This window comes from Sphingobium tyrosinilyticum, assembly GCF_042654265.1.
Classification (GTDB): domain Bacteria; phylum Pseudomonadota; class Alphaproteobacteria; order Sphingomonadales; family Sphingomonadaceae; genus Sphingobium; species Sphingobium tyrosinilyticum.
Window position 1 is genome coordinate 1 of the sequence record NZ_JBHSFZ010000001.1, and the last position, 19,379, is coordinate 19,379.

28 protein-coding genes are annotated in these 19,379 nt (G+C 62.9%); 11 read left to right on the forward strand and 17 right to left on the reverse strand.

The window, feature by feature from the left end; translation table 11 throughout:
* The first annotated feature begins 458 nt into the window (after window positions 1-458).
* Complete coding sequence (locus ACFO3E_RS00005; RefSeq protein ID WP_380801650.1) at window positions 459-1,178, forward strand: dienelactone hydrolase family protein; 720 nt, start codon at window positions 459-461, stop codon at window positions 1,176-1,178.
* A 47-nt stretch (window positions 1,179-1,225) separates the two neighbouring features.
* On the opposite strand, the gene ACFO3E_RS00010 is transcribed toward ACFO3E_RS00005, so the two are convergent.
* Complete coding sequence (locus tag ACFO3E_RS00010; protein WP_380801652.1) at window positions 1,226-2,356, reverse strand: M14 family metallopeptidase; 1,131 nt, start codon at window positions 2,354-2,356, stop codon at window positions 1,226-1,228.
* Window positions 2,353-2,949 carry a DUF4136 domain-containing protein gene (locus ACFO3E_RS00015; RefSeq protein ID WP_066528705.1) on the reverse strand — a complete coding sequence of 199 codons (597 nt, stop codon included), beginning with the start codon at window positions 2,947-2,949 and terminating at the stop codon, window positions 2,353-2,355. Before ACFO3E_RS00015 ends, ACFO3E_RS00010 begins: the two co-directional genes overlap by 4 nt.
* A 200-nt stretch (window positions 2,950-3,149) precedes the next feature.
* Here ACFO3E_RS00015 and ykgO point away from each other — a divergent pair, with 200 nt between their 5' ends.
* Both ykgO and ACFO3E_RS00025 read left to right on the forward strand, forming a co-directional pair.
* Window positions 3,150-3,275, forward strand: coding sequence for a type B 50S ribosomal protein L36 (gene ykgO, locus ACFO3E_RS00020; protein ID WP_004210176.1), 126 nt, complete (start codon window positions 3,150-3,152; stop codon window positions 3,273-3,275).
* Window positions 3,276-3,908, forward strand: coding sequence for an HAD family hydrolase (locus ACFO3E_RS00025; RefSeq protein WP_380801654.1), 633 nt, complete (start codon window positions 3,276-3,278; stop codon window positions 3,906-3,908).
* Here the strand turns inward: ACFO3E_RS00025 and pyk are convergent.
* On the reverse strand, window positions 3,892-5,343 hold the full coding sequence (gene pyk / locus ACFO3E_RS00030; protein ID WP_082919544.1) for a pyruvate kinase: 1,452 nt from the start codon (window positions 5,341-5,343) through the stop codon (window positions 3,892-3,894). The two genes, ACFO3E_RS00025 and pyk, sit on opposite strands and share 17 nt — an antisense overlap.
* 105 nt (window positions 5,344-5,448) lie before the next feature.
* Here pyk and ACFO3E_RS00035 point away from each other — a divergent pair, with 105 nt between their 5' ends.
* From ACFO3E_RS00035 to ruvC, 5 genes are all read left to right on the forward strand, one after another.
* A complete protein-coding gene (locus ACFO3E_RS00035; RefSeq protein WP_066524868.1) occupies window positions 5,449-5,748 on the forward strand; it encodes a DUF1244 domain-containing protein in 300 nt (99 codons plus the stop codon).
* Window positions 5,749-5,792: 44 nt separating this feature from the next.
* The gene (locus tag ACFO3E_RS00040) at window positions 5,793-6,035 is read left to right on the forward strand and encodes a DUF2312 domain-containing protein (protein WP_066524871.1); all 243 of its coding nucleotides are present in this window, start codon (window positions 5,793-5,795) and stop codon (window positions 6,033-6,035) included.
* 131 nt (window positions 6,036-6,166) lie between these two features.
* Complete coding sequence (locus ACFO3E_RS00045) at window positions 6,167-6,493, forward strand: heavy metal-binding domain-containing protein (protein ID WP_174525906.1); 327 nt, start codon at window positions 6,167-6,169, stop codon at window positions 6,491-6,493.
* A 66-nt stretch (window positions 6,494-6,559) separates the two neighbouring features.
* Window positions 6,560-7,303, forward strand: coding sequence for a YebC/PmpR family DNA-binding transcriptional regulator (locus ACFO3E_RS00050; RefSeq protein ID WP_066524873.1), 744 nt, complete (start codon window positions 6,560-6,562; stop codon window positions 7,301-7,303).
* 181 nt (window positions 7,304-7,484) lie between these two features.
* Window positions 7,485-7,976, forward strand: coding sequence for a crossover junction endodeoxyribonuclease RuvC (ruvC, locus tag ACFO3E_RS00055; RefSeq protein ID WP_066524876.1), 492 nt, complete (start codon window positions 7,485-7,487; stop codon window positions 7,974-7,976).
* A gap of 123 nt (window positions 7,977-8,099) precedes the next feature.
* Here ruvC and ACFO3E_RS00060 read toward each other — a convergent pair whose 3' ends face one another.
* From ACFO3E_RS00060 to ACFO3E_RS00080, 5 genes are all read right to left on the reverse strand, one after another.
* On the reverse strand, window positions 8,100-8,378 hold the full coding sequence (locus ACFO3E_RS00060) for a DUF2218 domain-containing protein (RefSeq protein ID WP_066524879.1): 279 nt from the start codon (window positions 8,376-8,378) through the stop codon (window positions 8,100-8,102).
* A 1-nt stretch (window position 8,379) separates the two neighbouring features.
* Complete coding sequence (locus ACFO3E_RS00065) at window positions 8,380-8,928, reverse strand: PadR family transcriptional regulator (protein ID WP_380801657.1); 549 nt, start codon at window positions 8,926-8,928, stop codon at window positions 8,380-8,382.
* A gap of 206 nt (window positions 8,929-9,134) precedes the next feature.
* Entirely contained in the window at window positions 9,135-9,689 is a 555-nt protein-coding gene (gene grpE / locus ACFO3E_RS00070) for a nucleotide exchange factor GrpE (protein WP_066524884.1), read from the reverse strand.
* On the reverse strand, window positions 9,686-10,729 hold the full coding sequence (gene hrcA, locus ACFO3E_RS00075; protein ID WP_066524885.1) for a heat-inducible transcriptional repressor HrcA: 1,044 nt from the start codon (window positions 10,727-10,729) through the stop codon (window positions 9,686-9,688). The genes grpE and hrcA overlap by 4 nt, the downstream gene beginning before the upstream one ends.
* A 42-nt stretch (window positions 10,730-10,771) precedes the next feature.
* Window positions 10,772-11,281, reverse strand: coding sequence for a DUF6438 domain-containing protein (locus ACFO3E_RS00080; protein WP_380801660.1), 510 nt, complete (start codon window positions 11,279-11,281; stop codon window positions 10,772-10,774).
* 96 nt (window positions 11,282-11,377) lie between these two features.
* Here ACFO3E_RS00080 and rph point away from each other — a divergent pair, with 96 nt between their 5' ends.
* Window positions 11,378-12,094: a ribonuclease PH gene (gene rph / locus ACFO3E_RS00085; RefSeq protein ID WP_066524889.1), complete on the forward strand. Its 717-nt coding sequence runs from the start codon at window positions 11,378-11,380 to the stop codon at window positions 12,092-12,094.
* 103 nt (window positions 12,095-12,197) lie between these two features.
* The gene (gene rdgB / locus ACFO3E_RS00090; protein WP_066524892.1) at window positions 12,198-12,827 is read left to right on the forward strand and encodes an RdgB/HAM1 family non-canonical purine NTP pyrophosphatase; all 630 of its coding nucleotides are present in this window, start codon (window positions 12,198-12,200) and stop codon (window positions 12,825-12,827) included.
* Between the two features lie 18 nt (window positions 12,828-12,845).
* Here rdgB and ACFO3E_RS00095 read toward each other — a convergent pair whose 3' ends face one another.
* The gene (locus ACFO3E_RS00095; RefSeq protein WP_082919545.1) at window positions 12,846-13,379 is read right to left on the reverse strand and encodes a CAP domain-containing protein; all 534 of its coding nucleotides are present in this window, start codon (window positions 13,377-13,379) and stop codon (window positions 12,846-12,848) included.
* Window positions 13,380-13,506: 127 nt separating this feature from the next.
* Between ACFO3E_RS00095 and hemW the strand changes: the two genes are divergently transcribed.
* The gene (gene hemW / locus ACFO3E_RS00100) at window positions 13,507-14,682 is read left to right on the forward strand and encodes a radical SAM family heme chaperone HemW (protein ID WP_066524895.1); all 1,176 of its coding nucleotides are present in this window, start codon (window positions 13,507-13,509) and stop codon (window positions 14,680-14,682) included.
* Window positions 14,683-14,702: 20 nt separating this feature from the next.
* Here hemW and grxD read toward each other — a convergent pair whose 3' ends face one another.
* The 8 genes from grxD to ACFO3E_RS00140 form a co-directional block, all read right to left on the reverse strand.
* Window positions 14,703-15,035, reverse strand: coding sequence for a Grx4 family monothiol glutaredoxin (gene grxD, locus ACFO3E_RS00105; RefSeq protein WP_066524896.1), 333 nt, complete (start codon window positions 15,033-15,035; stop codon window positions 14,703-14,705).
* A 63-nt stretch (window positions 15,036-15,098) separates the two neighbouring features.
* Complete coding sequence (locus ACFO3E_RS00110) at window positions 15,099-15,332, reverse strand: BolA family protein (RefSeq protein WP_066524897.1); 234 nt, start codon at window positions 15,330-15,332, stop codon at window positions 15,099-15,101.
* 18 nt (window positions 15,333-15,350) lie between these two features.
* On the reverse strand, window positions 15,351-15,674 hold the full coding sequence (locus tag ACFO3E_RS00115) for a DUF1476 domain-containing protein (RefSeq protein WP_066524901.1): 324 nt from the start codon (window positions 15,672-15,674) through the stop codon (window positions 15,351-15,353).
* Window positions 15,675-15,731: 57 nt separating this feature from the next.
* Window positions 15,732-16,325, reverse strand: a complete 594-nt coding sequence (gene leuD, locus ACFO3E_RS00120; protein ID WP_066524902.1) for a 3-isopropylmalate dehydratase small subunit — start codon at window positions 16,323-16,325, stop codon at window positions 15,732-15,734.
* 109 nt (window positions 16,326-16,434) lie between these two features.
* Window positions 16,435-17,889, reverse strand: a complete 1,455-nt coding sequence (leuC, locus tag ACFO3E_RS00125; RefSeq protein ID WP_066524903.1) for a 3-isopropylmalate dehydratase large subunit — start codon at window positions 17,887-17,889, stop codon at window positions 16,435-16,437.
* A gap of 95 nt (window positions 17,890-17,984) precedes the next feature.
* Entirely contained in the window at window positions 17,985-18,671 is a 687-nt protein-coding gene (locus tag ACFO3E_RS00130) for a glutathione S-transferase family protein (RefSeq protein ID WP_066528710.1), read from the reverse strand.
* An 84-nt stretch (window positions 18,672-18,755) separates the two neighbouring features.
* Entirely contained in the window at window positions 18,756-19,130 is a 375-nt protein-coding gene (locus tag ACFO3E_RS00135) for a hypothetical protein (RefSeq protein WP_156518386.1), read from the reverse strand.
* Window positions 19,131-19,154: 24 nt separating this feature from the next.
* Entirely contained in the window at window positions 19,155-19,361 is a 207-nt protein-coding gene (locus ACFO3E_RS00140; protein WP_066524906.1) for a hypothetical protein, read from the reverse strand.
* Window positions 19,362-19,379: the final 18 nt, after the last annotated feature.

The window sequence follows — 19,379 nt, forward strand, 5'->3', positions numbered from 1 at the left end:
TCTGCTTGCGATCAGCGCCAGAAATAAAGCGACCCATATGATCCCCCAAACCGTGGGAGCATCATACCATATCCGCCGCGTTTCCACACAGTCTGGACCAGTTGCGGACGCTGCGCAAGCCCCCAACCCCTCCCGCAAGCGGGAGGGGAGCGAGACTTGCCAAACCGCAGGTGAGGCTTAGTCGCAGCGGGGTGGGCTGTGCGGCGTCCGCAACCCACCCATACTGTCATGCCAGCGAAAGCCGGCATCTCAGCGGAAGGACACGACCAAGCCCGTGGTCAAGCTTCAACGACATGACGGAACCGCCCCCAGCCACTTCTATCCTCATCCCTTCCCGTCACCCCAGACTCGATCCGGGGTCCCTTTCTCCCTCTCTCGGGCGTCCTGCCTCCAAACACTTGCCACAACCCTCCAGCCCCTTACTCTCGCTTCAGCAATCACCACTTAGCGAGGCCGCCATGCCCATCACCCGCCGCGTCACGACCCATGAAGGCCCCGGTGGCACGTTCGAAAGCCTCGCCGTTTTGGACGCCTCCGCCCAAGCACCCTGTCCCGGCATCCTCCTCTTCCCCAATGTGCTAGGAACGAAGGAAGCCGACTTCGCCTATGCCGAAAAGGTCGCCACCCTAGGCTACACCGTCCTCGTCGCGGACATCTACGGGCAGGGCAAGCGCACTACCCGCGAAGATCCCGACATGGGCTGCTACATGGCCGAACTGAACGCCGACCGCGCATTGCTGCGCGACAGGGTCAACAGCGCGCATGCCGTACTCAAAGCGCTGAAAGAAGCGGATGAAAGCCGCACGGCAGCGATCGGCTTCTGCTTCGGCGGCAAATGCGTGCTCGATCTCGCCCGCAGCGGCGCGGATATTGCGGGCGGCGTCGCCTTCCACGGCGTCTATGACGCCCCGCCCTTCGCCAATGCCGCTATCACCGCCAAGCTGCTGATCTGCCACGGTTGGGATGACCCCATCGCGCCACCTGAAGCCGCCGTGGCCCTGGCCACCGAACTGACGCAAGCAGGCTGCGATTGGCAGATCCACGCCTATGGCCATACGGGCCACGCCTTCACCGATCATGCGGTCAACATGCCCGACAAGGGTCTCGCCTACAGCGCCGACGCCGACCAGCGCAGCTTCCGCTCGATGAAGGACTTCCTAGGCGACCTGCTCGGCTAACCCCACCTCGTCATCCCAGCGTTGGCTGGATGACCGGCGTTTAATCCTCAAATCTCGCCGATCATTTCCGCCAGCACGCTCAGACAGTCCTTCGCCAACTGCATCGACCGCGCGGGCGACCAGCCAAACTCAGCATCCGGTAGGTCGTCATTATCCTTGAACGGCATTTCCAGCGTCATCGCCACCGCGCCGAATCGCTGGGCGATCTGGTTGGTGGACATGGACAGGTTCGCCTTGCCCGCCGCCGACAGCGGATAGCCGCGCTCCGTCTGGAAATCCGGCGTCCGCAGCGCCAGCGTATCCCGGAACCGATTATAAAGCCCCAGCTGCCGCTCGGTCAGTCCAGCTATCCCCTCGAACCCCGCCAGGAATACCGCGGCGATCGCTTCATCACCATGCACGTCCATCGCGAAGTCAACGCCCGTTTCTTCCATCGCGCCGCGCACAAGGAAGACTTCCGGGCTCCGCTCCATCGAAGGCTCATGCCATTCGCGGTTGAGGTTCACCCCCACCGCATTGGTGCGCAGATGCCCGCGGCGGCTGCCGTCCGGGTTCATGTTCGGCACGATATGGAAGGTCGCTTGTCGGCGCAGCAGCCGCGCAACCGAATCCTCCTCATCGCACAGCCGCTCCAGCGCGCCTTCCATCCACCATTCCGCCATGCTCTCGCCCGGATGCTGGCGCGCATAGAGCCACACCTTCTTCGGCCCCTCGCCCAGCGTCAGCAGGTCGAGCGGCTGTCCATCCAGCGTCACGCCCAGTTCCCGATGCTCGACCCCCGGCTGGCAAGCCGCCCAGGCGATCAGGTCATGGTGCCGCTCCATCGAATAGGGCGCGAAATAGGCGACCCAGACCGCATTCACGTCCGGCGACAGGCGGATGGTCAGCGTGCCGTTGGCATAGCTCGTTTCCGCCTGCGTCCAAGTTTCGCGATCCTCGCTGACCCGCGCCTTGTAGCCGGGCCAGCCGTCGGGATAGGCCGACGTCCCGCAATTGGTGATCGCCAGCTCCACCTCACGGCCCGCCACGCCAGCCACGCGAAAATGGAACCATTGATAGAAGTCGCTCTGCCGGTCCTTGACGATCTCCAGCTCGGCGCGAACCTGCTCACTGGTATCTCTGATGGAAAGAACGCGAATATTCCCGCTGTCGAAGGCGCTGCTGATCGATATGGTCATTTGACGGTTATAGTGCGGCCTGATTCACCCGGATAGCCCCCGATCAGCGCGCTGGCGAGCTTTTGCGCGGCCAGGCCCGGCTGCGCGGCAGGCGTTCCTTCCCGCGCCTGGCTCACCGCCCGGCCTTCCCAAACCGTCGTCGAATCGGCTCGCCGCCGGATCTGCACCTGCAACTCGGTCGTGACGACATCCTTGGGCCGTCCCGACAGGTTGATCCCGATCCCCAAGCCGACTCCCGAATAGCCGCCGCTTCCCACTGCGCCGCCGACGCCGACGCTCACCGGCCGCCCGTCATTGCCATAGCCCGCCGGGCGGAAGCTCCGCCGAAAGCCCACCAGCGCGACATAATCACTCCGCGCGGCTGTAGTGGTCGGACCAAAGCCCACCCGCTGCAATTCCTGCTCCACCGCCGCCGCATAGGTGCGGAATTCCAGCCCCGCGTCGGGATTGGCGGGCATTTCCTCCACCACGATCGTGCCGCTCCGCGCCGGATCGCCGACATGGAACCGCGTCACTTCGACCGGCGGCACCGCCGTCGCGCATCCTGCCAGTGACAGGGCGAGGAAGGAGGAAAGGAGGATCTGCTTCATCATGCTAGTCTCCAAGAAGGACGCGTCAGCCCATACACGCCGCCGCTCCGGCATTTCCTTCAACGCGTGAAGCCACGGCTTTGCTGCATGCAGGATGAACGGGGCAAAAGAGCGGCTACCCACCCTTGACTTTCGCCTGCCCCGCCCATAGGGGCTGCGCTTCGATTTTCCGATCACGCAAAGATTCATCAAAGGCTGGTTCCATGAAGATCCGCAACTCGCTCAAGTCGCTCAAGGGCCGTCACCGGGATAACCGCGTGATCCGCCGTCGCGGCCGCACCTATGTCATCAACAAGACCAACCGCCGCTTCAAGGCCCGCCAGGGCTAATTGAACGGAGAGGTAGCCGCCGTCATCTTCGACGTCGGCCAGGTCCTCTACCATTGGGAGCCCCGGCTCCTCTACGAGCGCCTGATCGATGATGATCGGGCGCTCGACGCGTTTCTGCGCGATGTGGTCACCATGGACTGGCATGTTCAGCACGACATGGGCCGCCCCTTCGCGCAAACCAGCGCGGAACTGATCGCCCGCCACCCTGAGCATGAATCGCTGATCCGCCTCTGGGGCGAACGCTTCATCGACAGCGTCCAGCCCGCCGTCAGCGGCATGCCCGAACTGGTGCGAGACCTCTACCAGCGCGGCGTGCCGCTCTACGCTCTCACCAACTTCAGCGCGGAATTCTGGGTGCCTTTCCACGCCCGCGAAGCCACGCTCTTCGCCCACTTCCGCGACATCCTCGTATCCGGCGCGGAAAAGCTGGTGAAGCCCGATCCCGCCATCTACCGCCTGGCCCTCGACCGCTTCGGCCTCCGCCCGGAAGAAACGCTGTTCATCGACGATCGCGAGGAAAATATCGCCGCGGCGCAAGCGCTAGGCATCCGCGGTCACCTGTTCCGCGATGCCCCCACGCTCCGCCGCGATCTAGCCGCGCTCGGCCTGCTGGACGCTATTCCCGTCCCTTAAGCTCGTCGCCCCGGATCGCGGCGACATGCAGCACGTTGGTCGAACCTGGCGTACCGAAGGGCACCCCCGCCAGCACCACGATCTTGCCGCCCTTCTGGGTCATGTCGTGCCGCAACGCCATGCGCCGCGCCTTGCCGACCATCTCCTCGAACGTGCCGATATCCTTGGTCCGCACCGCATGCACGCCCCAGGTCAGCCCCAGCTTGCGCGCCGTATCGAGCCGCGGCGTCAGCGCCAGGATCGGCGTCAGCGGCCGTTCGCGCGCGACGCGGCGCACGGTGCTGCCCGATGAGGTAAAGCAGGTGATGGCGCTCGCCCCCACGACCGACACGATGCCCGCCGCGCCTTCCGCCAGTGCGTCGGCCGTGGTCGCATCGGGCTTGGTCACGGTAAAGTGCAGCCGCTCGACATAGCCGGGATCGCGCTCCACGCTATGGGCAATGCTGTCCATCATCGTCACCGCTTCTTCGGGCCAATCGCCCGCCGCCGTCTCGGCCGACAGCATGATCGCGTCCGCTCCATCATAAACGGCCGTGGCGACGTCCGACACTTCCGCGCGCGTCGGCGTCGGCGCCTTGATCATCGATTCGAGCATCTGGGTCGCCACCACCACCGGCCGCCCCATGCGCCGCGCGGTCGCCACGATCTGCTTCTGCAGCGGCGGCACCGCCTGAGGCGGCAATTCGACGCCCAGGTCGCCGCGCGCCACCATGACGCCATCGGCCAGCTCGATAATCTCCTCCAGCCTCTGCACCGCCGCCGGCTTCTCGATCTTCGCCATCAACGAGCCATGCCCGCCCATCAGCTTGCGCGCCTCAGCCAGGTCCTCCGGCCGCTGGACAAAGCTCAGCGCGATCCAGTCGCACCCCTGCTCGACCGCGAAGCTCAGGTCGCGCCGATCCTTCTCCGTCAGCGCAGGCACCGGCACGACCACATCAGGGACATTCACCCCCTTGCGGTTGGACAGCGTCCCGCCCACTTCGACGATGGTGTCGATGCGCCCGTCCGTCACCGCCTTCACCCGCAGCACCAGCTTGCCATCATCCAACAACAGCCGCGTTTCAGGCACCAGCGCCTCATAAATCTCCGGATGCGGCAGGTTGACCCGGCGTGCGTCGCCCGGCGCTTCATCCCGGTCCAGCACGAATGGTGCGCCGGTTTCCAGCACCGCAAGCCCGCTCTTGAACGTGCCCACGCGCAGCTTGGGCCCTTGCAGGTCGCCCAGGATCGTCGTCGGTCGCCCGAATTCCTTCTCCAGTCCCCGGATAGTGGCGATCCGCGCAGCATGCTCCTCATGCGCGCCATGGCTCATATTGATCCGGAAAGCGTCTGCCCCTGCGACAAACAGCGCCCGAATCACTTCCGGGCTATCGCTCGCGGGGCCAAGGGTCGCCAGGATGCGGACCTTGCGCGAGCGGGGCGGCAATTTTGTCATTCGTAAATGCTCCTGACCGTCATGGTCGCCTCTGGCTTGCCAGGGCGCCGTTTTCGATTATCCGTGCTGCACGACAGGATGATGTAGATCAGCGAAAGGATCGCCGTGGCCGACACCATACTCACAGATGCGGTTGCCGCAACCGCCTTCCGCCGCCTGATTGCGCATTTGCAGCATCGCACCGACGTTCAGAATATCGACCTGATGGGCACGGCAGGCTTCTGCCGCAACTGTTTGGCCGACTGGATCGCGCAAGCCGATGGCTCGCTGAGCCGCGAAGAAGCGCGCGAAATCGTCCACGGCATGCCCTTTTCCGAATGGAAAGAGCGCCATCAGAGCGAAGCGACGCCCGAACAATTGGCAAAGATGCAGGAGAGTGTGGCGAAGAACGCCGACAGCCATTAGGAGCAGTCGCCAACCCGATTCACATTCTTCTGGAGATTTGAAATATGAGCGAGGGCAACGTCGCCGCCGATCAGCTACGCCTTCTCATCGAACGCATCGAGCGTCTCGAGGAAGAAAAGAAAGGCATCGGCGACGACATCAAGGATGTCTATCTGGAGGCGAAGGCGACTGGCTATGATCCCAAGATCATGCGCCAGATCATCCGCCTGCGGAAAATGCCGCAGCATGATCGGCAGGAAATGGAAGCCATTCTCCAGACCTATCTCTCTGCACTGGGCATGGAATAAACCTCACTCCGTTCGCCCTGAGTAGCCGCTGAGTTATCGAAGCGGGGTATCGAAGGGCCTTGCCAGCCGCCATGCTTCGATACGAGACTTCGACAAGCTCAGTCTCTACTCAGCACGAACGGGAGAAGAAGATGTCCGAGATCATCGTCAGCACGACCAGCCGCCTGGAAGGGCGGCCCGCCAAGGAATATCTCGGCATCGTCACCGGCGAGGTGATTGTGGGTGCCAACCTCTTCCGTGACCTGTTCGCCAGTGTGCGCGACATCGTCGGTGGGCGCTCGGGCGCTTATGAGGATGTCCTCCAGCGCGCCCGCGAACAGGCGATCGGCGAAATGCGCATGCGCGCTGCGACGCTGGGCGCCAATGCGGTCGTCGGCGTCGATCTTGATTATGAAGTGCTGGGCTCCAACGGCTCCATGCTGATGGTCTCCGCCTCCGGCACCGCGATCCTCGTCTAGTTGCGCTTGGCAAATGCGCCCGCTAGAGAGCGCGCTTCGGATCACAGACAAGTTTAGGAGCAGGCCGTGGCCGGCCATAGCAAATTCAAGAACATCATGCATCGCAAGGGCGCGCAGGACAAAAAGCGCTCCTCGATGTTCTCCAAGCTCAGCCGCGAAATCACCGTCGCGGCCAAGATGGGCATGCCCGACCCGGACATGAACCCCCGCCTCCGCCTCGCCGTCAACGCGGCCAAGGCGCAGTCCATGCCCAAGGACAATATCCAGCGCGCGATCGACAAGGCGCTGGGCGGCGACATGGAGAATTATGAGGAAATCCGCTACGAGGGCTATGGTCCGGGCGGCGTCGCCATCATCGTCGAAGCGCTGACCGACAACCGCAACCGCACCGCGACCAACGTCCGCACCGCCTTCTCCAAAAATGGCGGCAATCTGGGCGCGTCCGGCGCGGTCAGCCATGGTTTCGACCGCATGGGCCTCATCACCTATCCAGCGACCGCTGGCGATGCCGACGCGATCTTCGAAGCCGCTCTGGAAGCAGGCGCGGATGATGTGTCGTCCAACGAGGACGAACATGAAATCTGGACTGCCATGGACGCGCTCCACGAAGTCGCCAAGGCACTCGAATCCAAGCTCGGCCCGGCCGAAGGCGCCAAGCTCGCCTGGAAGCCGCAGACCACCGTGGAAGTCGATGAAGCCAATGCAGCCACCCTGCTGAAGCTCGTCGATACGCTGGAAGATGACGACGACGTCCAGACCGTCTGGGGAAATTACGAAGTTTCCGACGCCGTCATGGAGAAGCTGGGTTGATCAACCCCTTCCCTCTCCCCTCGCGGGAGAGGGTTGCGCAGCCTTGGCGGCTCCGCCCCCTAGGCGAAGCTGGGAGAGGGGGCAGCGCCCTCTCCTCTCGCAACTCCCCTCTCCAACTCCGGCTAACCGGCGGGCCGGAAAGCCTGCCTATCCTTTCCCCTGAAGGGACGAGGAAAATCCGATGATCATCCTCGGCCTCGACCCCGGCCTCGGCATCACCGGCTGGGGCCTGATCGCTGCGGACGGCAATCGCCTCACCCACATCGCCAACGGCCAGATCAAGACCGATGCCGCGATGCCGCTGGCGAGCCGCCTGCTGGCGCTCGACCTCGCGCTCGCCGACCTCATCCTCGAACATCAGCCCAATGGCGCGGCGGTCGAAGAAGTGTTCGTGAACGTGAACCCGCAATCCACGCTAAAGCTCGGCCAGGCCCGCGGCGTCGTCCTGCTCGCAGCCTCCCGTTCCGGCATGGAAGTCGGAGAATATGCCGCCCGCCTCGTCAAGAAATCGGTCGTCGGCGTCGGCAACGCGTCCAAGGACCAGGTCCACGCCATGATCGCGCGCCTCCTCCCCGGCGCGAAGGTCGCTGGGCCGGACGCGTCCGACGCTCTCGCCGTCGCCATCACCCACGCCCACCATCTCGCCAGCGCCCGCCGCATCCCCCGCGCCTGACTACTACCGTCATTCCAGCGAACGCTGGGATCTCATGACGCGCCCACCACCAACCCCATCCCCGTTCGTGTCGAGCGATGTCGAGACACGTTTAGCACTATCGCCCCCTGTCCCGCACTCGCCTCACCGCCAATCAAACCGCAAAGGCGCCTCCCGGAACGCAAAGCGGTCCAGATGCTCCGCCACGACCTGCTTGAACCGCTCCACATCGGCGTCCTCTTTGGGCTCGATCGTCACCGCCAACATATCCGCCCCAGCCGTCAGCCGGATCGGCCCCATCGGAAAGGCGATCACGCCCTTTTCCGCGTCGAACTCCGTTTCGAACTTATGCCCCCAATGTTTGCACAGTTGCTGCAGATAGCGGCTACCCTGGGCAGTCGGCACATTCGCTGTCAAAACCATGTCAGAGCCTTTCAATCTTGCTGGCGGCCTCGTCGATCAGGGACGCAACGTCGAACATGGTCTCGCGGTCCGCGCCCTCACGTTCCAGCCGCGCCCGGACGGCGATCGACAGATTGTGCATCGCCCGCCGGATCGGCGCGCCATCGACTTGCTCGGCCCGTCGCGCCAGCGACGTAAGCAGCTCCATCGCCTCTTCCAGCGCCGCCCTGTTCTCCGCCAGATGCGCACGGCCCGCGTCGCTGATCGCAAACAGCTTGCGACTCCCCGCGCCCGGCTGTTCCACGATCAGGTCCATGTCCGCCAACAGCGTGAGCGTCGGATAGACGACTCCCGGGCTCGGCGCATAGGCTTCGCCTGACCGGCTCTCGATCTCGCGGATCAGGTCATATCCATGGCGCGGCTCCTGGCTCAGCAGTTCCAGCAGGATCAACCGCAGCGCCTCATTACTGAACAGCCGCTTCCGCCCTCCCCGGCCACCACCGCCGCCGCCCATCGGCCCGTCGCCAAATGGCCCACGCCCGCCGCCATGCCGCCCATGATGCCCGGCCATAGCCGCGAAGCGCCCGTTACGCCCTTGGCCGCATTCAGATCTAAAAAAGTGCATAAACCTATTCTCGTTGTTACTAGATACACTACGATATATCTTAAATGCGGCGAAAATCAAGAGTGCGTTCTTCTCGCTATTTCCTTCATCAAAAAACCCCTCCGGTCCAAAGACCGAAGGGGCAAAAACGCTTAAACAAAGGGAAAAAAGCGTCAGTCCGGCTTCTTGGCCACACTCACCAGAGCAGGCCGCAACAGCCGGTCCTTGATCGTATAACCCGCCTGCATTTCGATCATCACCGTTCCCGGCTCGACCTCATCGGACGGTACTTCCATCATCGCCTGATGCTTGTTGGGATCAAGCGGCTGGCCGACCGAAACCATCTTCTCGATGCCGTTCCGCCCGAACACGCTCTCCAGTTCCCGGCCCGTCGCCTCAAGCCCGGCGACCAGCCCCTTGAACTTCTCGTCCTCACGCAAATCCGGCGGGATCGCCTGCAGCGCCCGCCCCAGATTGTCCGCCACCGACAGCATATCCCGGGCAAAGGATGTCGCGGCATAGGACCGCGCATCCGTCAGTTCCTTTTCCAGCCGCCGCCGGACATTCTGAGTCTCGGCATGGGCGTACAGCACTTCCTGCTTCGCCGCCGCCAGCTCGCCTTCCAGGGCAGCCACCCGCTCCGCCGCAGCATCGCCCACGGGCGCTGCATCTTCGGGCAGTTCGTCAACGACTTCGGTATTTTCAATATTCAGCTTGTCTTCACTCATCTCATCAATCTCGACAACGTCTGCGCAGTGAAGTCCACCATGGGGATCACCCGCGCATAGTTCAAGCGCGTGGGGCCGATCACCCCGACCACGCCGACAACGCGGCCATCGCCGCCCCGGTAGGGCGCGGCTATGACCGAAGAACCCGACAGGGAAAAGAGCTTGTTTTCCGAGCCGATGAAGATTTTCGTCGCGCTCCCCGCCAGCGCGCTTTCAAGCAGGCGGGAAATCTCCTGCTTACCCTCCAGCTCATCGAGCAATTGCCGCACGCGTTCAAGGTCCGCAGCAGTCCCATCGTCCAGCAGATGCGCCTGCCCCCGCACGATCAGTACGGGACGGTCATCCGCATCATGAGACCAGACGGCGATGCCTCGTTCCACCAGTTCGCGCGCTGCGCCCTGAAGCGCGTTCCGCTCGCCTTCCATCTCGCGCCGCAACGCCTCTCCCGCTTCCCTCAACGTCATGCCGGCGAAGCGGGCGGACATGAAGTTGGCAGCCTCATTCAGCATCACTGACGTGACGCCTTGGGGCATATCGAGCACGCGGTTTTCGACTGACCCATCCTGCCCCACCAGCACCGCGAGCGCCTGCCGCTCATTCAGCGGGACAAAGCCGAACTGGCGCAGCACCGGCTCCCTCTTGGGAACCATGACGATTCCCGCACAAGCCGACAGCCCAGAAAGAGCCGCAGTGGCCGCGGAAAGCGCCTCTTCGATCGGACCGCCCTCGGCGACGCCCGCCTCAATCGCCCGCCGCTCCTCAAACGAAGGTTCAGCCGCCTGCATCATCCCATCGACAAACAGGCGAAGCCCCGTCTCGGTCGGCATCCGCCCTGCCGAAGTATGAGGCGCGGCGAGTAAGCCCAGCTCCTCCAGATCCTGCATGACGTTGCGGATCGATGCGGGCGACAGGCTGAGCGACGCGATCTTGCTGATCGTCCGCGACGCCACGGGCAATCCGGTGCCGAGATAACTCTCGACTACCAGGCGAAAAACGTCGCGCGCCCGCTCATTGAGTTCGGTGACCGGTGTTACCGCCATGGACCTCTATCTAGGCAAGCACCGGCTCGCACTCAAGTCGTGCTAACGGTTGGGCGCCGGCTTCACCATCGCACTGATGTCCAGCACCTTCGGAATGGTCGCGATAGCTGCCCGCAGCTTGCCATAAGCCGGGTCCATGCAACCAGACTGGAATTCCAGCCGCGTTGAGGGCAGGTCTCCTCTGGACCATTCAATCGTGTAGGCGGGCATGTCAGTGGCGAAGCGGGTGCAATTCTCGCCATGAGCGATTCGCCTGACCGTTCCCGCAGCCGGCCGGAACTGCGCCAGCGTTGCACGCAAGCGGCGATATTGCGCCGGCGTCACGGTAAAGCGCGTCGCCCCAGGGACCGCCGTAAATCGCTCCGGTTCCAGCAGCCCCGACCCGTCCGGCGTGACTTGCAGGCTGTAGCTTGGGCAAACGCCGAAGCATGGACCTGCCGAAAAGCGAATCGTATCCCCGGCCGCGACCGGCTTTTCCAGCTCCGGCCGCTCCCCTGCGCATCCCGCCGTCAGGGCGAGGCCCGCCAAAATCATCATCCATCGCAACTGCATGGCAGGCTTCCTATCATCTTTCCCGCGTATCGCCACTGGCATGACGTCACGCCCGGCGCTAAGCCCCACCGACTGATCGCTTCGGAGAATTATTTTATGCGTCCTTCCGGCCGCGCGCCCGACCAGATGCGCGACATCACCATGGAGCCCGGCTTCACCATTCATGCCGAGGGCAGCTGCCTCGTCAGCTTCGGCGACACCCGGGTGCTATGCACCGCATCTGTCGAGGAAAAGGTGCCTCCTTTCCTGCGCGGCAAGGGGTCGGGTTGGGTCACGGCCGAATATGGCATGCTGCCCCGCGCCACACACACGCGCGGCAGCCGCGAGGCGGCCAAGGGCAAGCAGTCCGGCCGCACCCAGGAAATCCAGCGCCTGATCGGCCGATCGCTTCGCACGGTCGTCGATCTTAAAAAGCTGGGTGAGCGTCAGATCGTCATCGATTGCGACGTCATCCAGGCTGATGGCGGCACCCGTACCGCCGCGATTTCTGGCAGCTGGGTCGCCCTGCGCATCGCCATCGACAAGCTGCTGGCCTCCGGCGCGCTGACCGAAGATCCAATCCTGCAGAAGGTCGCGGCGATCAGCTGCGGCATCTACAACGGCACGCCCGTCCTCGACCTCGACTATGCCGAAGACAGCAATGCCGAAACAGATGCCAACCTGATTCTCACCGGCGATGGCAAGTTCGCCGAAGTCCAGGCGACTGCCGAAGGCGCCGCCTATGACGAGGAAGAACTGCTCCGCCTGCTCCGTCTCGCCCGGATCGGCTGCGCACAAATCTTCGCGGCGCAGGACAAGGCGACCGGCCGATAATTTCCCCCAAAATCCGTTCGCTTCGAGCTTATCGACAAGCGATAGCGCAATGCGCGCGTTTCTCGACTAAGCTCGAAACGAACGGGGCGAGGTATTCAAAACGATGAGCGACGACTTCGGACAGGAACAGGCGATCCGCAAGCTGGGCCCAGGCAAGCTGGTGATCGCGAGCCACAATCCCGGCAAGGTGCGGGAAATCGGCGAACTGCTCGCCCCCTATGGCATAGAGACTGTCTCCGCGGCCGCGCTCGACCTGCCGGAACCTGAGGAAACCGGCACCACTTTCGTCGCCAATGCGGAGCTGAAGGCGATGCAGGCGGCCGACTTGTCTGGCTTACCCGCGCTCGCGGACGACAGCGGCCTCTGTGTTGAGGCACTAAACGGCGATCCCGGCATCTTCTCCGCCCGTTGGGCTGGGGAAACAAAGGATTTCGGCGTTGCGATGAAACTGGTCTGGGACGCGATAGAGGCCAAAGGGCCAGGCGCGGGACATGGCGCGCACTTCGTCTGCGCCCTCGCGCTGGCGTGGCCCGACGGTCATGTCGAAGCGTTCGAAGGCCGTGTCGATGGAACGATCGCCTGGCCGCCGCGCGGCGACAAGGGCTTTGGCTATGACCCGATCTTTCAGCCGCTTGGCCACGCCATCACGTTCGGCGAGATGGACCCCGCGAAGAAACATGCGATGAGCCACCGCGCCGACGCCTTCGCCCAACTGGTTTCGACCGTCTTCTGACAAGTCCGGCGGGGGCGTCTATTCGCCCCCGCTTGCAAACACTGATCCGCGTGCGCTCACCGCATCGAGCGGCCCCTTGCCAAACTCGTTACCGGCAGGGAAATAGCGGCAGACAAGATATTCATAATTCTGCCCGTCCGCGAGCGCGCAACCTACTTTGCGGGTGCCGCGCCATATCATCTGCGTATAGTGGCCAACATCTTCCCATCGTCCGGATGTGCTCACATTGGGCAGCTTGCCGCCGCGACGGAACAGCCGCCTTTCATCCAGGAAGGAGCCGATCATTACTTCATAGCTATAAAGCCGCCGTGGGCCCATCCACAGATTCTCGCCGCTTGGGACTGCACGCGACGCACGCGGCGAATGCTGGAAGCGATTGGTGAGAGCCATCTGCCGCGCATAGCGAGCGGCATCCTGCGCCAGGGCCGCATCCCAGGCGAGCGGCGAAATGCCAAGCGATTCACGCTCGTCATTATGCATGCCCAGGACGACGTCGCGGAGCAGCCAGTTATCGCGCTCCGCCTCTTCCATGCCGTGATAGGCGGCCGGCATGACTGACTGCGGCATCGCCGCCCGCCGCGCGGGCGCTGCTGCGACGCCGCCGACTGGAATAGCTACCATCGCTGCCGCCGCGATCGCTGGCCGCGCAGCCCAAAGCCGTCTAAAGACGCCCCCAATCATGCCCCTGTCCCCGCTCGAGTCCCCCGCGCCTGCGCCCGAACCTATGGCCTTATATGTGCACTGGCCATTTTGTGTTTCAAAATGTCCCTATTGCGATTTTAACAGCCACGTCCGATCGGGCATCGATACCGAAGCCTGGCGCGATGCGCTGCTAGACGACCTTGCCCATGAAGCATCGCTGAATGGCGGGCGCGGCCTGTCCTCGATCTTCTTCGGCGGCGGCACGCCCTCGCTGATGCCGCCCGCTATTGTTGCAGGCATCATCGATGCGGCGTCGGATTATTGGCAGCCGACCAGCGACATCGAAATCACCTTGGAGGCCAATCCAAGTTCCGTGGAAGCGGCGCGATTTGCCGATCTCGCGCGCGCGGGCGTCAACCGCGTATCCCTTGGCATCCAGGCCCTCGATGACCAGGCATTGCATTTCCTCGGCAGGGCCCACGATGTCGCCGAGGGGCTTGCCGCGCTGAACGTCGCGCAATCCGTTTTTGACCGAGTGAATTTCGATCTGATCTACGCACGGCCAGACCAGACCGAAGCCGAATGGGAAGCCGAGCTAACACGAGGACTCGCCTTCGGCACGGACCACCTGTCCCTCTACCAATTGACTATTGAGCCCGGGACCCGCTTCGCCACCCTGGTCGCCCAGGGCAAAATGACACCCGCCGATCCAGATCATGCGGCTACGCTGTACGAGCAGACACAGGCCATGACTCAAGCTGCTGGCCTCCCCGCCTATGAGATCAGCAACCATGCCAGACCCGGCCAGGAGAGCCGCCACAATCTAACCTATTGGCGGTACGGCAGCTATGCCGGTATCGGTCCGGGCGCCCACGGCCGCCGCGGGGGAGTGGCGACGCTGCGCCACAAAAAGCCAGAAAACTGGATGACCGCAGTGCGCCGTAACAGCCATGGCCTGCAAAGCGAGGAACCACTCGCCCCCGCTGACCGCGCTCGCGAGGCGCTCATCATGGGCCTGCGGCTGGCGGAAGGCGTCGATCTTGGCCGGATCGCCGCAATGTCAGGATTGGAGCCCGACATGCTGGTTGATGAGCAAGCTGTTACCCGCCTGGCCAAGTTAGCTCTGGTGGAGAGAGACGGCCAACGACTGCGCATCACCTCTGCGGCGATGCTGCTGCTAGACGCGATCCTTCCAGAAATAGTGCAGGTCTGATCCGGCGAGCCGGAACGCGCTCAATTGGCCGAAGCGACGCCCTCGTCCGACATCAACTGCTGAAGCTCGCCCGCTTCATACATTTCCATCATGATGTCGCTGCCGCCGACAAATTCGCCCTTCACATAGAGCTGCGGAATGGTCGGCCAGTCAGAAAAAGCCTTGATGCCCTGGCGAACCAACTGATCCTGCAAAACATCAACGCTTTCATAGGCGACGCCCAGATGCTCCAGGATAGCAACAGCGCGGCTGGAAAAGCCGCATTGAGGGAATAAAGGCGTCCCCTTCATGAAAAGCACCACGTCACTGCTGTTGACGATATCGGCGATCCGCTGTTGCACGGCGTCGGTCATGGGTCGGTCCAGTCCTGTAGGGCGCCGCTGGCAAGCCGCGGCGCGCATGAAAATCGTACGCGGTTAGTTGGGAACGGCGGTGGTCAGTTGCAAGGCATGAAGCACCCCGCCCATCCGGCCGCCAAGGGCCGCATAGACCGCACGCTGCTGAGCCACCCGGTTCAAGCCCCGGAAGCTTTCCGACACCACGCGCGCCGCATAATGATCGCCATCACCGGCCAAGTCGGTAATCTCGACCTCAGCGTCCGGAATAGCCGCCCGGATCATGTCTGCAATTTCGTCGGCAGCCATCGGCATGAGAAAAGTCCGTTCTGCTTACTGAGCTTCAATGAAGTGACGACGGGCGATCACCTGCTGCTCTTCCAGAGCGGTGCGCACCCCTGCCTCGTCTATCTCAACGCCAGCCTGGGTCATGTCACCCACGAGCTTGCGGATGACGTCCTCATCGCCCGCTTCCTCAAAATCCGCCTGCACGACCGCCTTGGCATAGGCGTCGGTTTCTTCGGGCGTCAGACCCATTTTGGCAGCGGCCCATTCGCCCAGCAGCCGATTGCGCCGCGCCTGGATGCGGAACTGCATCTCCTGGTCGTGGGCAAACATATTTTCAAAGGCCTTCTCGCGGTCGTCGAAAGTCGTCATGCCTGTGCCCTGTTAAAAGAAGCTGGATTATCAATCGAAATAGGAAGGTCGGGACGGTTACGCAACGGTGGGAACGAGCCAAGGCCGCAGCCCGGCGTCCTTCGCCTCGAACTGACTGATCGTATCTGCCTGTCCCAGCGTCAACCCAATCTCATCGAGCCCGCCAAGCAGACAGTGCTTGCGAAACGGATCGATCTCGAACTGGAAACGGTCCTGAAACTGCGTGGTGACGGTCTGCTGTTCCAGATCGACATGGATCGGGTCGGTCTTTGCCACTTCCATCAGCCGATCGACCGCTTCCTGCGGCAGGACGACCGTCAAGATGCCATTCTTGAACGCATTGCCGGAGAAGATGTCCGAAAAACTCGGCGCGATCACCACCTTGATGCCCAGGTCAGCAAGGGCCCAGGCCGCATGCTCACGGCTGGAGCCGCAGCCAAAATTGTCGCCTGCGATCAGGATCGGGCTACCGGCATATTCCGGATCGTCGAAGACATTGCCCGGCTCCTTGCGCAGCACCTCAAAGGCCCCCTTGCCCAAGCCTGCCCGGGAAATGGTCTTCAGCCAATGGGCAGGGATAACGATGTCCGTATCGACATTCTTCATCCCGAACGGATAGGCCCGGCCGTCAACGATAGTCAGCTTTTCCATCAATTCGCCTGCTTGCTCTCCAGACGGCGCGTATCTTCCGCGCGCCCCAGGGTCGCCGCCATTGCGGCACTGGCCAGCGCGCCCAGCGCCAGCAGCCAGAACACCTTCTTCATGCGACCACCTCTCCCTGTTTTTCGTTCAGCAATTCCCGCACATCGGTGAGATGCCCCGTAATGGCCGCGGCTGCAGCCATGGCCGGAGAAACAAGGTGGGTCCGCGATCCCGGACCCTGGCGGCCCATGAAATTGCGGTTGCTGGTGGAAGCACAACGCTCGCCCGCAGGCACCTTGTCAGGGTTCATACCGAGGCATGCCGAACAGCCCGGTTCGCGCCATTCAAACCCGGCATCCTTGAAGATGCTGTCGAGTCCCTCGGCTTCGGCCTGCTGCTTGACGAGACCTGATCCAGGCACGACGAGCGCCTGCTTGATACCGTCAGCGATGTGACGGCCCTTCAGCAGCGCAGCAGCGGCGCGCAAATCTTCGATACGGCTGTTGGTGCAGCTCCCGATGAAGATATGTTCGACTGCCACATCCTCCATACGCTGCCCTGCAGACAGGCCCATATAGTCGAGCGACTTTTGCGCGGCGGCCCGTTTAGAAGGATCGGCAAAGCTTTCCGGACTCGGCACGACGCCCGTGACCGGCACGACATCCTCAGGGCTGGTGCCCCAGGTCACATTGGGCACGATGTCCGCCGCGTCGATGACGATCGTCTTGTCGAACTGGGCGCCTTCGTCGGTGTGCAGTGTCTTCCAGTAGGCGACCGCCGCATCCCATTCCGCGCCCTTGGGCGCCATGGGCCGTCCACGCAGATAGGCGAAAGTTTTCTCATCCGGCGCAAACAAACCGGAACGGGCACCCGCTTCAATGGACATGTTGGCGACAGTCAGGCGGCCCTCGATCGACATGTCGCGGAATACCGACCCGCGATATTCCATGACATAGCCGGTGCCGCCCGCGGTGCCGATCCGGCCGCAGATCGCCAGCGCGACATCCTTAGGCGTAACGCCAAAGCCCAGTTCGCCCTCCACGACGACTTCCATGGTCTTCGACTGCTTCAGCAGCAGCGTCTGGGTGGCGAGCACATGTTCGACTTCGGACGTGCCGATACCGAAGGCCAATGCGCCCAATGCCCCGTGCGAGCTGGTGTGACTGTCACCACAGACCAGCGTCGTGCCTGGCAGGGTGAAGCCCTGCTCCGGCCCGACGACATGGACGATCCCCTGCTCCAGGTCGGCATCACCGATCAGACGCACGCCAAATTCCGGCGCGTTCCGCTCCAGCGCGGCGAGTTGCTGCGCGCTTTCGGGATCGGCGATCGGGATGCGATTGCCCTGCGCGTCGCGGCGAGGCGTAGTCGGCAGATTATGATCCGGTACAGCGAGCGTCAGTTCAGGGCGGCGCACGGGGCGGCCGGCGATCCGAAGACCCTCGAAAGCCTGGGGGCTCGTCACCTCATGGACGAGGTGGCGATCAATATAGATGAGGCAGGTTCCATCAGGGCGGCGCTCAACAACATGCGCGTCCCAGATTTTCTCGTACAGCGTGCGGGGCTTGACCATAACAAATTCCCCCTAGACCCAGACCGGGTCCGGCGAAAGGGGGAATGGAGCCAATATTTCCTGTTTCCGGCAGTAGCGCCCCTGGGAGAGCAGCGTCAGGATGCGCGATCGTCCTGGATGATGCGTCCAGCAGCGCCAACCTCCGCCTCATGGCTCTCTTCGCGCCACGTCTCTGCCAATGCAGCAGCCTCCCACTCCTGTATCGCGGGATGAGCGATCATCTGATCGACCCATTTCCGCGCGACGGGCCCAACATCAAGATCATAGGTCCGCACCCGAAAGGCGACCGGCGCATAAAAGGCATCAGCCGCTGTAAAGGCCGGGCCCGCAAGAAATGGTCCGCCGAATCGCTTCAGGCCATCGCCCCACAGTTCCGCCAGCCGCGCAATGTCCCGGTTGAGGTGCGGCGAGGGCAAGTCCCGTTCAACGCGCACCCCGACATTCATCGGGCACTCATTGCGCAAGGTTGAAAAACCGCTGTGCATCTCGGCAACGGCACATTGAGCGAAAGCACGTGCGCCCTCCTCCTGCGGCCAAACCCCAGGATGGCGATCGGCAAGGTAGAGCGTGATGCCCAGCGAGTCCCAAGCGGTCCGATCACCGTCAATCAGCACAGGAACCTGCCCTGTAGGAGAGAAGGCGCGGAAGGCGGCATAATTCACGCTATGCACGAATGGCTCGAGCCGATCCGAGAACGGAATGCCGAGAGCCTTCATCAGAACCCATGGGCGAAGCGACCAGCTCGAATAATTCCGATTGGCGGTGATGAGGGTGTAAGACATGGGCGCTTCTCCTGCCAAGGCCACGTTTCGCGACCTTATAGGGCCGGGCGGGCGCGGAAAAGCTGGAACACAGAGGCGGAGCTTCTATGCCGCAGCGAGCCACTCCAGGGCAGCCTGTTCGGTATCGAAATAGCCATAGTCGCCATCCGCCTGCTGCAACCGCTTCGTCTGCATCCGCAGAAGCATGGACGGCGAAACGATCGCTATCCGGCCAGGCTTCGCGTCTCTGTTCGCATAAGATATGCGGCCAAGCGCCTCGCTGACCTCCAACGTATGTATTTCTGTGCGGCAGGTGTTGAGCAGCGTGTCGCAACCATCTGCCGCGACCCTCACCACGTCGGCAATCGCCTGCGCGAAATGCTCGACGACGTCGAGATTCCAGAAGCCATAGGTGATGATTCTGATCAGCTTGCGGCTGCTGTCATAACTGACCTCGAAAAAGCCTTCCAATTTCCGCACATCCCCTCCTCAGCACGGAGGCAGCTATTCGGCCTCCCGCAAATCAAGCCAGGCAACCACATCATTTTCGGTGGCGATGAACAGCCCGTCCTGGACATCCTGCGGCTGTTGTCCGGCGATAAGCACAGCTTGGCTTAACGGGCCGTAAAAGAGGGTCGTCGCGGCCCCTCCTTCTTCGGAGTCGCTCAGGTGATAGAGGCGTACGGTTGCGGAATCATAAGTGCTGCGCATCGCACCGTTATCGACCGG